Genomic DNA, 12,583 nt, shown 5'->3' with positions numbered 1-12,583 from the left:
ACTCCTATTCTTTTACGCCGCCGAGGGCTACCCCTGCTATGATGTACCGTGAAAGCAGGAAATATATGACGAACAGCGGCAGTGACGTGAGTGCTAACCCAAGATATACTGAACCGTATTCGGTTTTATATATGTCACCCCGCAAAAGGCTTACCATAATCGGCATGGTGTAATGATTCTTGTCGGTAAGCAGGATGAGGGGGGTAAACAGGTTATTCCAATTGGCGACAAACGAGAAAATCGCCTGTGTCGCTATTGCGGGCTTCATAATAGGCAGAATTATCCTGTTGAAGGTGGCAAACTCGCCGGAACCGTCTATGCGGGCTGCGTCCACGATTTCAAGGGACAGCGAGGCAAGAAGATACTGGCGCATAAAAAATACCATTGCAGGCGCGGCTATGGCGGGTAGTATCAACGGCCAAAGGCTGTTTGTCCAGTGAATACGGTACATAAACTGGTAGAACCCTATGCCCGCAACCTGGGCGGGAATCATAAGCACGCACATGATGAAGGTGAAGAACGCCTCCCGCGCTTTCCACACATAGGCAACAATTGCATAAGCCGTGAGGGATGAAAAGTACACCGCGCAGACGGTTGCGCCTGTGGAAACAATAAAAGAGTTTATGAAACCAACCAGGGGGTTAAAACTCTTGCCGAGCAGTATTTTCCAGTTGCTTAAAAAGTATTTTGACGGCAAGAGCGATACTGCGTTCTGCTGGATTTCGAATGTGCTTCGGGTTGCGTTCATAAACATAATCCAGAAAGGCAGTATGCTTAAAATCGATAGAAAAATACAAACAATATAAATAACCGTCTTGCTCAGGTTACGGGAAATAGCATCGTTATGTCGGATCATGAGGGGAACCTCCTTACTACGTTCGTCGGATGAATGTTCATGAGGGGAACCTCCTTGCCGCCCTTGCCAGTTCTTTTTTCGCCTTTTTCTGTTTCTCCGCATCTTTATCGCGCATAACGTAGAACAATATCGCGGACAATACCCCTATTATAAGAAACATAATCATACTTGCAGCCGCCGCCCTGTTGTAAAGATAGCTTCCGCTGAAAGCCTGATTGAAAATAAATACACTCGTTGTAAGCGTAGCGTTATCGGGACCGCCGAGGAGGAACAGCCTCGGTATATCGAATATCTGCAATCCGCCTATCATGCTCGTGATAAGGGTATAGAGCAATATTGTCCGTAAGCTGGGGAGGGTTATGCGGAAGAACGTCTGTATACCCGAAGCGCCGTCGATTGCAGCCGCCTCAAACAGCGTTGGACTTATGCCCATTACGCCGGCAATAAGCACGATCATTGTGCTGCCGTACCACATCCAGAACTGGATGAACGCCACGATACCCCGGGCCGTCCATTTTTGAAGCAGGAAATTCATCGGTGCATCTATAAACCCCAATTTCACGGCAAGGTAGTTGACCGGACTCATGGGATAGGCGAACAGGGAGTTAAACAATATTGCTATGGTTGCCGCTGTAATGATGTTCGGCATGTACAGCATAACCTTGAACGCCCCCTGCCCTTTTACCCTGAGGCGTTCATTGGTGAACCATGCGGTGAGCAGCAACGCCAGCGCTATCTGGGGGATAAAATTGATTATCCAAATCAGCCCCGTATTTTGCAAGGATTTAATAAAAGAAGGATTATTAAGAACCGATTGAAAATTTTCGAAAGGATTAGCCAAAAAATGAAAATCCGTCTTGCCCAAACCCCGCAGATCCGTAAAACCAATAACTGCGGTATACAGTATGGGGTATAACGAAAAAATAAGAAAGGCAAGAACAAATGGTATGCAGAAGATATACCCGTACTTTGAATAATTGACACTTGTGCGCTGCATAAGACCTCCTTGCTATGAATAAACGGGGGATGTTATTCCCCCGTTTTCCAAAGGCGCCCAAGACTTTCAGGTCAAACCTGAAGATGATGGCAAGCCGTCATCGGGTCACCGTATATCAAGATTGTCCGCTACCAGCTGCCTGAAGTCTGCAAGGGCCTTAGCGCGGGACTTGTTGCCGTTGGTGTATTCCCGTACCTGTCCGCGCCAGCTTAGATTGATCGATTCGTCGTACTGGGTAAGGTTCTTGCCATTGGCAAATTGTCCCGCAGGGACGAATGCATCAAACATATTCTGTCCGCCGAGGAATTCAAGTGAACCGTCGGAGCGGCTCATGACAGTACCGGAACCGACCGTGTCCTTGGTCCCGCCGGGGCCGTTAAGCGTGCCGTTGGCCCAGTAATACTGCAACCCGGTTTCGGAATAGTCGAGGGTAACCCATTTAATGATGTCCCCGACAGCATCCTTAACCTTGCTGTCTTTATTGGCTAAAAGCCAAGTGCCGCCCCAGAAGAAGCCGACCGGAGGCTCGCAGACCGCCCAGTCGCCGTAGGTGCCTTCGCCGGGCTTGCTGCCGCCGGAATTACCTGCCATAACGTAGTTGATGAGCCAAGCGGGACCGAAGAAGCCCAGGACCTTTTTTGCACCGGCGTCTTTCATGTCGGCAAACCAGGCGTCCTGCCAGTCTTCGGTGTCGTTGTGATAACCGTTGTCTTTAAGCCGCTTTGAAAGATCGAGGAATTCTTCACGTTTCGGATCGATGTTGAGCTTGCCGTCTACAATCCAGCCCCGGTCGGAGCTGTTTTCAACCGCATGCCATATATCGCCGTCACCTGAAACGATGCCATAACCCTTCGCTTTAAGATCGGCGGCTGCGGCGAAGAATTTGTCCCAACCGGGGCCAACCTTGCCCTTAATCGCCGCCGGATCATCGGTACCCCAGACATCGCGGGCAATGGAGCGCCGGTAAATGAAGGCGCCGCCGGTTGCCTGAAAGCCGAGGGCAACAAGCTCGCTGCCCCGTGAGCCAATATCAACCGTATATTGGGCAATGTCGGCTTCCCGCAGCGCACTGCTGACATCAATACCCAAAGACGCATAGGGAGCCGCAAACTGAGCGGCATCCCCCTGGGTGTATTTCAGCACGAAGGCCGCTTCGGCGGTATAGATATCGGGAGCGCCGCTGCCGCCGCCCGAAAGCGCCGCGTCAAGGGCCGGCTGATACGCACCGTCCGTCGTGGCGATGATTGTGGTTTTAATTTCATATTTCTGGTCAAAATCGGGGTGAAGTTCCCGATATTTATCGAGCATTTTAGGCACTTCATCGGTAAAACTCCACAAATTGATGACCTGCTTAGCGCCGGTTGAACCGGCTGCCCCTCCATCAGACTTCTTGCTACACCCGGTAAGAACCAGAGTAATCAACGCGCAACCAAAAACAAACGCAAAAATAAGCTTTCTCTTTATCATTATAATCCTCCTAACCTATATGAATTGTAGGGGTAGGTGGAAAATTGTGCTCGCCAATTATTGTTGAGTTTACCTCAAAAATTGCTATTTATTTCTGATGAACCAGGGCCTTTATGGCCTCGCCCCCGACACTGGCCTCATACCGGTATTGGGAGGGGTTTTTCCCCGTATAGGTTTTAAAAACCCGGTTAAACGTTTTCAAGCTTGAAAAGCCGCTTTGATAGGCAATATCCGTAACGGAGGTATCGGTTTTAACAAGATACTCCACCGCATGGCTGATCCGTACCATGGAAAGGTAGGAATGAAAACTCTGTCCGGTCTGTTCCTTTAAGAACCGGGTAAAATGGAATTTACTTAAGGCAGCCTCCCCGGCGGCATCATCCAGGGTAATATTCGATTTATCAAAATTTTTAAATATAAAGGATAATATTTGTTCCAGCCGCTCATTCATATATTTATGGTTCGTGTTTTTATTTGGTCTGATAACTTGTTCGGAGGGTATTTCCCGGAGAAACATCAGGGCAAATTCATAAAGCTTAGATTTGATGGAGAGGCGAAATCCGGCGTCCCGCTGGTTATATTCCTTAAACATATCCATAATAAGGGACATCGCTTTTTTATAGAGGATTCCGTCTTTTTTCGCGCTCAGCAGGGGCTTCCGCGCAAATACCGGATCCCCATGAACGCCGTCCCGCAGCTCAATACCGCTTTCATTAAATATTTTAGATTCAAATTGGAATATTCGAGCCGATGTACCGGGACTTGAGGGGAAAAAACCATGCAATATACCATTGCTTATGGTTATTATATCTCCCTCCGAAGCTTCGTAGGTTTCACCGGCTAAGGACGCATAGGTTTTCCCCTTTACCACATACAGTATTTCATGGTATTCATGCCAATGCAGGGGAAAGGTAAAAAGGGGCATCATGCTGTCCCAGGAACGGTAGGGGAAGGAATAGGCAAAGGGTTCCTTTTCCTGCCAAGGTTTCTGTTCAGATTTTGTATGTATGCCCATTCCTTCCCCCCTTCATCTCCAACAAAAAGCTCCGTACCCCACAAAAGAGTCGGGGATTTCCCCCTCCTCCGGATTTTCGCCAGCACTGGTTCCGTAAGCCAGAAGCTCAGCCTTTGGTACGCCGGATTCTTGGACAAAGCCCTTTGCAAAACCCAGAGCCCCCAGAATAGCCCCGGCAGAACAGGCGGAACGATCTTTCTCCGCCCGGTCTAAAATTGCCCGGGGATCGCCGGATTTAACTGCGGCGATAAAATTGGCGTCGTTTACATCCCGAACCCAGGCAAGGGCCTTTTTGCCTCCGCCCTGGGGACTGTATCCGTAGTTGTTCCCGTAATGGGTCAGATCCGTGGAACCCAAAACCACCAAGTTCCGACCAATTTTTTCGGCTATCCGGGTAATTTCCTTACCCGACTCAAAGGAACTTTCGTCTGCCGGGAACCGGAGCCAGAGCAATTTTGCCGCCGGGAAGAAATAACGAACCATTGGAAGCTGTACCTCAACAGTATTATCGGCATATTGGTCCGGCAGACAGTCCAGAGACTGACCAAGGGCAATACGAAATTCCGTATCCACCGGTATATCCCCCAAGGGAGTCTCCACAGCGTCCTCCTCGGCCATAAGGGGGCGCATTCCGCCCGGAATATGGCCGCCGATTACAAGCACCGTATCCACGTCCCGTTTCAACGACAGGAACGCTCTGGCGGCAATGGCGCCTGAATAACGCCAACCCGCATGGGGAGCTGCCGCAGCCGATGCGGTCCCATCATCCCGGTTTTCCCGAATGGTTTTTTCCAAAAAACGGGAAACCGCCTCTGTTGTTTGGGGATACCAGCCCGGAGGAAGGCGTATTTTTCGTAAACTCATACAAATATTCTAAAACATTCTAGCAAGAATTTCAAAAACCGATTATACTACGTTTATGCGAATAAAAGTTACATCAATTATTGCAGTGATAAGTATCGTATTGTACGCTGCGGCCATCGGTACCGGCGTTATACGGATAATTACGGGTATTAATGAACGCCGGAATATCGCTCAAAGGGAATTTTATGATCTGGCGGATATTGCCTCCTCTGCGGGTGTGCTGGGATTCATGGAGGAGCCCTTTAAGGATGCAGTCCGGGATGCCGTTACGGGTTCAAAAACCATCCAGGGGGTCATCGTTACAGGGCCCTTTGGGGCTGAATTTACCTTTGAACGGGACAATAACGGTATCATTACCTGGGAGGGAGAAAACCCCCGGTTCCAGCGCCGTTTTGGGGTCTCCCGGAATCCCCATTTTGCCCCCCTCCGGGTTGACGGACTGCGGAATGCAACCATCACTGCGGTATCTAATGACATTAATTACCCTGCCTTTACACTTGTATTAAAACAATCCCTTTTAATGATTTTAGCCGCCATCCTTCTGTCCGCGGTGACCCTGTTGATTTCCTCTATCACCAATAAGAAAGCAGAATCCTTGGTTTCGGATAAAATGCAGAAAATCTATCCCACCCCGGAAAAAGCCCCCCCATTGAGCCGTAGTAATGCGGCCGGGGAATCCCATACCAAGGAAAAGCTGGACTTGAACTTACGCATCTGTTCCGCCGCTGAACAGGATCTGACCCTGATTCTCATGGAATTAAGCCTTACCGCCGGGTTTGGCGTTGGGGATGATTCCATTGTCTACCGAAAATTTATCGACCGGGCGCTGCAGTTTTTTACCGACCAAGACCTCATCTTTGAACGGGGAGATCGGGGCATATCTATAATCCTTCCCAACAGCAACCTTGACGAGAGCTTTGCTAAGGCCAAGCAGTTTCACAACCAGATACTAACCAGCCTTCCGGAGATATTCCCACACAAGAGCGATCTCCGTATCGGCATCAGCGCCCGTTCAGGACGGCTGCTTGGAGCGGACCGGCTTCTCCTTGAGGCTTCCAAAGCTCTGGAAAAGACCGGCTTGGAACCGGAATCCCCGATCATTGCCTTTAAGAGCGATCCCGAAAAATACCGGGCCTTTGTAAAAAACCATGGAAAAAAATGACCGGAGGATATAATATCCTCACTCTCATTTTTTCCCGATGGCTATTCCTTCATTAGCCCCTTAGTATCTTCATGGCCTCATCACGGTAACAATCCATAAGATAGGGAATGCCCGTAACTTTGGTGCACTCTTCCGTAAGGGACATGAGGTCTTTACGGCTGATGATAGAAAGATTGAAACGCCGGGCCCCGGCCATGAGCTGCTGGAGGCCGACTTTGAGCTTATCCGCATAGCTGTAGATACCGATGGCGCCCAGGGGTATCTTGTCGATTTCCCCTCCCCCAACGATGTTCTTTACTTTTTCGTAGTTAACAAAAATCTCTTCCGGGCTGCTTCCGTAATCGGCTACAGTTTTGGGAAGATTCCCATCTTTAAGCCATTGGGCTATGTTCTTTCCCACCATACCGGGGATCATGAGCGCACGGCCCATACACACCGCCTTTACATAGGGGGCGCCTAAGGCCAGGGCCTTAAAGACACCGTCTTCGGAACTGAACCCGCCCGCAAAAGCGAGGTCGGGCGCCCGCTCACCCTGGGCGGCAAGTATTGATGAATACTCATAGGCTGCGCTGTGAAGGTAAAGTGAAGGAACACCCCATTCTTCCATCATGCGCCAGGGGCTCATGCCGGTGCCGCCTGAAGCGCCGTCAATGGTGAGGAGATCGATCTTAGCTTTGGAACAGTATTTGATAGCCATAGCCAATTCTTTAAGACTGTAAGCGCCGGTTTTAAGGGTGATACGTTTAAAGCCAAGACCACGCAGGCGGGCCACTTCCTTCATAAAGCCTTCTTCAGTAACAAAGCCCAGGCGGCTGTGACGTTCAAATTCTTTAATAGCCCCGTCTTTAAAAGAGGCCTGGATAATGGGATCCGATGGATCGGGGGTAACGATGTAGCCCCGCTTCTGGAGTTCCAGAGCCCGCTCAAGGGAACCGACTTTGATTTCGCCGCCTATACATTTAGCGCCCTGGCCCCACTTAAGCTCTATGGTTTCGATTTTATGCTTTTCAATAATATACTCCGCCACACCGAGGTTCGTATCCTCCACATTCATCTGAATAAGGATCTCCCCGTACCCTGAGTGGTATTTTTTGTAGGCTGCAATACGCCGGTCCATGTCGGGGGCTTTAGCTACTTTTTTGCTGCCATTCAATTCCAGTCCAGGATCAATGCCGCAAACATTCTCGCCGCAGACTATGGTAACCCCTGAAATGGCGGCTCCCACGGCAAAGTGTTCCCAGTTCTTCCGGGCAATTTCGGTGGATCCCAAGGCGCCGGTAAATACCGGCATGGTCATTTTAACTTTTTTATCCCAGCCGTATTCGGTTTCTGTGTTAACCAGGGGAAACCGGGCATGATCCGGGTCCGCCGGAGTTCCCGTAGGAAGCCCTTCGGCGCCCTGGGCATATCCTTGGATATTGAGATGGGAATAATCCACGGGGTAATTTTTATCCCCCCCCGCAGTTATATCCCCGAAAGGCCCTGGATAGATGAGTTCCCTGCCCCTGAATGTTGCCTTAAAGATTTCACAATTCCCCTTGCACCCGTCGATACACCGGGAACAGAGGCCGCTTGAGGGTACCACACTGGTCGAGCGGTTAACCGACCGTGTGGCGTCATTACCATTGGGACGCTGTAAATTCATACTTTTCCTCCATAGTTATTTGTGAAAATAATTTTACCATACTATGGGAAAAAAGCAAGAAAAATCTTATTTTCACCGCCGCCAAAAAATGATGACATACCTATGGGAGGCATAACCGATTTATCAAAACAGAACTCCGATAAGAAACGACGAAGCGTAAACAAACCTGTTAGGCGCAGTAAACCCCTTTTTATCTTATTTCTCTCAATAATAGTGGTTTTACATCTCTCGTAAAATATGGTTCTTCTGGATACCAAAATATATAATTTGTCTTCAAATAATTTTTTGCAAAATCATAAATTTCTTGTACCGTTAATGTCCATCCTGTTTGTTCATTTTTTTGATTATAATTACCCTCTTGTACCGCAAAACCTAATTTTATTCTTCCTTGATATTTTTGTGCAAAGGAATACCCATGATTCATTTGATTTCTTTTATAGGGTATAAGATCAGGCCCGCCAATTCCAATTTTTAATAATTCAGCATATTCAAATAATGATGATAAATAACCCTTATCATCCCATGGAAGCCATTCTCCGGGCATAAAATTAACATATTGAATAACCATTGACTGATTAAATGCTAAATGTGTCGCATTCATATTTGCTTTTATCGCCTCCCGATATATTTCTGGAGTAAACCCAATTGGATAATATTTTCCAGTAGAACCAAAGTCAACGGATGTTTCGGGTAATGTTATACCTATTATTTTTCCATCGAATTGTTTTCCTAATTCCATTATAAGTTTATGAAAACGTTCAGCTACCGCTCTATCCCAGCGGCGGGATACCCAGCCAGTCTCCCGTGGGTTATTATCATTATCATCAGCGAATTCATATTGTGAATTAATCCCTCCATGATATTGCGGATCTTCAATAATATAATTGGGTACATTTCTGATATTTGAACTAAAAGAAACATCTTGAATCTGAATAAATAATTTTTTTCCTTTGCTTAATAAAAACAATCTATCTTCTTCTATAGTGGAAAAGTCATATACATCTTTTTCACGCTCCAAACTTCTCCATGTATATTTTATTTGTGCTCCTGCAAATTGTCTAAAATCATAAAAAGAAGCGTTTCTGATGAGCTCCCTGTCCAAATTAAAAAACACATAATTTTCCGGTTGTGTTTGAGAAAGCAAATAATTTTGACAAAATAATTGAAAAACGAAAATAGCTAATAATTTATTTTTATTCATAGTATGTTTTTTATATTTTATTATTATAATTTTGTCAATTATTTTAACAAATATTTAACAAATATTTTTGGTTTATTGCGACTAACGTTCCTGCTGTATACGAAGGTTTTTATGGCGCGATAAAGCAAACCGAAGGTTTCCAGCGCCATAAAAACTTTGGGTAGAGTGAGCTGTGGGAATGGAGCGCAGCGAAATGACCTAGGCGGACGGAACCCTGAGGGCCTTTAGGCCCGAAGCGTATACAGTCCTGTTATGTGAAGTTTGGACTGCTTTTATACTCCTATTTTTTATTTTAATTTTTATATTATTCTATCTTAAAATCTTCCGAACTAAAGTTACTATAATACCGTCCATTTTCTGCCGTGAACTTTATTACTATAAAATCTCCTCTATCCATTCCTCCTGTATAATATTTTGTATATTCGTCTTTCCAAATTTCTTTTTTTATTTTTATATCGTCCAATACTTCCATTGTTCCTTTTAACATTACGCCCTTAAAAAACCGTTTATCATAAAAATATATACAAGCCTTTGAATTATTTTTGTATTGTTTTATTCTCATTGACGGTGAATTAGTATGCCAATAAAATGTTTTTATGCCTTCCCGTTTAACCGGAGGTAACATTGCCTTTGTATTGGGAAAACCATTTTCATCAATGGAACTTATAAAACTAATTCCTTGCTTTTCTATTAAATTACCAATCGTTTCTACCGGATTTTTTATCATTTCAAGATTACCTCCATTTATGTAGTTTACAGAAAAATGTTTTACATTATTATTGTAAATATTCTAAATGATAGTATCATACCATTAAATATTTTGTCAACCATTGTTCAAATATTTTGTACAATATTTTTTTATATTATTATTGTTTTATTTACAGAAACATTCAGCCAAAATTTCGCATAACGTGAAATGTTTACTTCATTTTTAATAGCACAATAAAAATGTGGGTGTACTGAGCCGTAAGAGGCGTAGCCGACCTAGGTGAACAGAACCCAGAGGAGCGAAGCGACGAACCGTAAACCGTATGTTATACGAAGTGAATAATTTCTTTCACGGCTTTTCTATTTCATATTCTTTCAACAGTGCATCCATTGAAAGCCATCTTCCTTTGCCTTGAGGATAATTACAATCTTCTTGTCCCCATATCCATTTATAATTTTTTAATATAACATCAATTGACAGCCCTACTGTATCTTTTAGTTTATTATCTTTTATTACTTTATCCGGTTCTTTGCCATTGCAAACATCAAGAAGTCCACATACTAATTTTTTTGTCCCAACAGGTTCTTTTTGATATTTTTTTGCTATATCATCAAATAAATATTCATGTGTTAATGATGAATTTTTATTTTTATTAGGATCAAATATATCGACCCTGAAATCATCTTTTCCTTTAAATCCAGGTTTACTGATATGAATTTTATTGCCATTTACTAATGTTTCCACTTCATATTGACCCTTTTCAATTTTTTTAAGCGCTTCCCTGAAATCTTTTTGTGGGGCATTGGGTATTATCAATTTTTTAATTATATCAGTATCTTTCGGCATAACACTTCTCCGTTTATAGACTTTAGATTACAGTTCTTTTTTAATATTGTCAATACTTATGTAAACAAAGGTAAAATTGTGCATTTCGTATAACGCTCCGGCTGTATGCGATGGTTTTTATGGCGCGATAAAAAAATGCGCAGCATTTTGCGCCATAAAAACTTTGGGTGGAGTGGAGCGTGGGAGCCGAAGGCGACTTAGCGAAACGGAACCCCGAGGGGCTTTAGCCCCGTAGCGTATACAGACCTGTTATACGGCGTTTGCCCGTACTCCATTATTTTAATTATTCTATTTCTTCATATATTTTTTTATAAAATTAGCGGCAAAGTCGTTTGACATAATTATTATTTAAATTTTTCGTCTCCCCACCACATTGGAATAATATCTTTTAATTTAATTATTTCCATTTTTTCATAATTTATTAGTATTTCAATATTCCCACTATCCTTATCAAGTTGCATAAGATATTCCCTACATGCCCCACAAGGCGATCCAATTCTTCCATCACTGAAACAACAAACCAATTTAATTATTTTTGATTCACCATTAGTAATCATATTAGCTATTGCATTTCGTTCTGCACACATACCCAAAGTACTGGCAGTATCAATACAAACACCAGTATAAACATTACCGTTCTCTGTTAATATAGCCGCAGAAACTTCTCCAGCTTCTATGAATGGAGATATTTTTCGCGGATTATTTTTACTCATTGCTATTTTATATAATTCTTTAAATCCAATTTCTTTCATTTTTTCCCCTTCATTTATGTTTATATTGTTTCATTCTTTTTGTCAATATATTCCCCAACAAATCTTAGGGCAAATGTCGTATAACGTGCAAGGTATATAACGGTTTGACCGCCCGAATAAGGGCTTGCGAAGCAAGACCAGGGCGGGCAAAATGTAGGTGCAGTGAGCCGTGGGAACGAAGTGACCTAGGCGAACGGAACCCTGGAGCCGCCGAATGGCGGCGGAACATATACCGTATGTTAAGCGATGCAAAATCTTCTACGTTAGCCGTGCGACATGGACGGCGCACGGGTTCTTCTTCATTTATTTTTATTATTAAATTAGCGGCGTAGCCGCTTGGCATAATTTTATTTCATAATTTTTTTATTATGCGGTTTTTTATTATTCTTTTGTCAACTGCGGCGTAGCCGCATAACATAATTAAAATGCAATCCACGGCTCACTCCACCCAAAGTTTTTTGGCGCTAAAATTGCTACGCAATTTTCTTATCGCGCCAAAAAACCTTCGCATACAATCGGAACGTTATGTGCCATTTTTTTGAATTATTTTTAAAAATATTGACGAAATTAAAAAATCATAGTACACTGTAAATAGCAACTTTGGAGGTTTGCAAATGTTTTTGGGAAATAGCGAAGAAAAAAAACATCAAAAACTACAGGAATATACTGCAATAATTAATTTTGCAATAGCAACGGAAAAAATCTCAAATATTATTTATAAATATTGTCCTGTAGAACATAAATCTGTAATTAAATTTGAAGTCGCAATATTTGTTTATTATAAAATCAGTGAAATATTTGACACAAATTTATATAAATATTATGATAATGTTGCACCAGTAATAAAAGACTATATTGTAACTATTGGAGGATATAGAGACGAATTTCTTGAAAAAAGATTAAATCTATATCATAATAATAAACGATCATTTGATAATTTATATAAATGTTTTGGTGGCCTTATAAATCGAGCATTAATTGATTTAGGTGGCGATTGGGAATATAATAGCGACTGGAATGATTTTGTATCCTTAATAAATGAAAATCATATAATATATAATACAAATTT

The 12,583-nt window shown here is 43.5% G+C and carries 12 protein-coding genes; 2 read left to right on the top strand and 10 right to left on the bottom strand.

Annotation, left to right across the window (positions count from 1 at the left end):
• Positions 1–4: 4 nt before the first annotated feature.
• From TPRIMZ1_RS0104970 to amrB, 5 genes are all read right to left on the bottom strand, one after another.
• Positions 5–856 carry a carbohydrate ABC transporter permease gene (locus tag TPRIMZ1_RS0104970; RefSeq protein ID WP_010255883.1) on the bottom strand — a complete coding sequence of 284 codons (852 nt, stop codon included), beginning with the start codon at positions 854–856 and terminating at the stop codon, positions 5–7.
• Between the two features lie 37 nt (positions 857–893).
• Positions 894–1,853 carry a carbohydrate ABC transporter permease gene (locus TPRIMZ1_RS0104965; RefSeq protein WP_010255879.1) on the bottom strand — a complete coding sequence of 320 codons (960 nt, stop codon included), beginning with the start codon at positions 1,851–1,853 and terminating at the stop codon, positions 894–896.
• A gap of 105 nt (positions 1,854–1,958) precedes the next feature.
• A complete protein-coding gene (locus TPRIMZ1_RS0104960) occupies positions 1,959–3,320 on the bottom strand; it encodes an ABC transporter substrate-binding protein (protein ID WP_010255875.1) in 1,362 nt (453 codons plus the stop codon).
• A gap of 88 nt (positions 3,321–3,408) precedes the next feature.
• The gene (locus TPRIMZ1_RS0104955) at positions 3,409–4,335 is read right to left on the bottom strand and encodes an AraC family transcriptional regulator (protein ID WP_010255873.1); all 927 of its coding nucleotides are present in this window, start codon (positions 4,333–4,335) and stop codon (positions 3,409–3,411) included.
• Between the two features lie 12 nt (positions 4,336–4,347).
• Positions 4,348–5,199 (bottom strand): AmmeMemoRadiSam system protein B, encoded by an 852-nt coding sequence (amrB, locus tag TPRIMZ1_RS0104950; RefSeq protein WP_010255870.1) that lies wholly within the window; start codon positions 5,197–5,199, stop codon positions 4,348–4,350.
• 55 nt (positions 5,200–5,254) lie between these two features.
• On the opposite strand from amrB, the gene TPRIMZ1_RS0104945 reads away from it, so the two are divergent.
• Positions 5,255–6,361, top strand: a complete 1,107-nt coding sequence (locus TPRIMZ1_RS0104945; protein WP_051004280.1) for a hypothetical protein — start codon at positions 5,255–5,257, stop codon at positions 6,359–6,361.
• Positions 6,362–6,413: 52 nt separating this feature from the next.
• Here the strand turns inward: TPRIMZ1_RS0104945 and TPRIMZ1_RS0104940 are convergent, their stop codons facing one another.
• The 5 genes from TPRIMZ1_RS0104940 to TPRIMZ1_RS0104920 all read right to left on the bottom strand — a co-directional run bounded on the left by TPRIMZ1_RS0104940 (position 6,414) and on the right by TPRIMZ1_RS0104920 (position 11,514).
• Complete coding sequence (locus TPRIMZ1_RS0104940; protein WP_010255861.1) at positions 6,414–8,006, bottom strand: FMN-binding glutamate synthase family protein; 1,593 nt, start codon at positions 8,004–8,006, stop codon at positions 6,414–6,416.
• A 190-nt stretch (positions 8,007–8,196) separates the two neighbouring features.
• Complete coding sequence (locus TPRIMZ1_RS0104935) at positions 8,197–9,207, bottom strand: hypothetical protein (RefSeq protein WP_026043536.1); 1,011 nt, start codon at positions 9,205–9,207, stop codon at positions 8,197–8,199.
• Positions 9,208–9,511: 304 nt separating this feature from the next.
• Positions 9,512–9,934: a pyridoxamine 5'-phosphate oxidase family protein gene (locus tag TPRIMZ1_RS0104930; protein ID WP_010255850.1), complete on the bottom strand. Its 423-nt coding sequence runs from the start codon at positions 9,932–9,934 to the stop codon at positions 9,512–9,514.
• Positions 9,935–10,264: 330 nt separating this feature from the next.
• Positions 10,265–10,762, bottom strand: coding sequence for a hypothetical protein (locus TPRIMZ1_RS18495; RefSeq protein WP_010255848.1), 498 nt, complete (start codon positions 10,760–10,762; stop codon positions 10,265–10,267).
• Positions 10,763–11,106: 344 nt separating this feature from the next.
• Complete coding sequence (locus tag TPRIMZ1_RS0104920; RefSeq protein ID WP_010255846.1) at positions 11,107–11,514, bottom strand: cytidine deaminase family protein; 408 nt, start codon at positions 11,512–11,514, stop codon at positions 11,107–11,109.
• A 614-nt stretch (positions 11,515–12,128) separates the two neighbouring features.
• Between TPRIMZ1_RS0104920 and TPRIMZ1_RS18490 the strand changes: the two genes are divergently transcribed.
• On the top strand, positions 12,129–12,583 hold a 455-nt coding region (locus TPRIMZ1_RS18490; protein WP_010255843.1), incomplete at its 3' end, for a hypothetical protein.

Origin of the sequence: Treponema primitia ZAS-1, assembly GCF_000297095.1 — a bacterium.
Lineage (GTDB): Bacteria > Spirochaetota > Spirochaetia > Treponematales > Breznakiellaceae > Termitinema > Termitinema primitia_A.
This window is presented reverse-complemented; position numbering and strand designations above follow the sequence as displayed.

Coding starts and splice junctions, on each gene's coding strand:
- TPRIMZ1_RS0104920 (WP_010255846.1), bottom strand. CDS start 11,514: ATGAAAGAAATTGGATTTAAAGAATTATATAAAATAGCAATGAGTAAA.
- TPRIMZ1_RS0104930 (WP_010255850.1), bottom strand. CDS start 9,934: ATGATAAAAAATCCGGTAGAAACGATTGGTAATTTAATAGAAAAGCAA.
- TPRIMZ1_RS18495 (WP_010255848.1), bottom strand. CDS start 10,762: ATGCCGAAAGATACTGATATAATTAAAAAATTGATAATACCCAATGCC.
- TPRIMZ1_RS0104970 (WP_010255883.1), bottom strand. CDS start 856: ATGATCCGACATAACGATGCTATTTCCCGTAACCTGAGCAAGACGGTT.
- TPRIMZ1_RS0104955 (WP_010255873.1), bottom strand. CDS start 4,335: ATGGGCATACATACAAAATCTGAACAGAAACCTTGGCAGGAAAAGGAA.
- TPRIMZ1_RS0104945 (WP_051004280.1), top strand. CDS start 5,255: ATGCGAATAAAAGTTACATCAATTATTGCAGTGATAAGTATCGTATTG.
- TPRIMZ1_RS0104935 (WP_026043536.1), bottom strand. CDS start 9,207: ATGAATAAAAATAAATTATTAGCTATTTTCGTTTTTCAATTATTTTGT.
- TPRIMZ1_RS0104960 (WP_010255875.1), bottom strand. CDS start 3,320: ATGATAAAGAGAAAGCTTATTTTTGCGTTTGTTTTTGGTTGCGCGTTG.
- TPRIMZ1_RS0104940 (WP_010255861.1), bottom strand. CDS start 8,006: ATGAATTTACAGCGTCCCAATGGTAATGACGCCACACGGTCGGTTAAC.
- TPRIMZ1_RS0104965 (WP_010255879.1), bottom strand. CDS start 1,853: ATGCAGCGCACAAGTGTCAATTATTCAAAGTACGGGTATATCTTCTGC.
- amrB (WP_010255870.1), bottom strand. CDS start 5,199: ATGAGTTTACGAAAAATACGCCTTCCTCCGGGCTGGTATCCCCAAACA.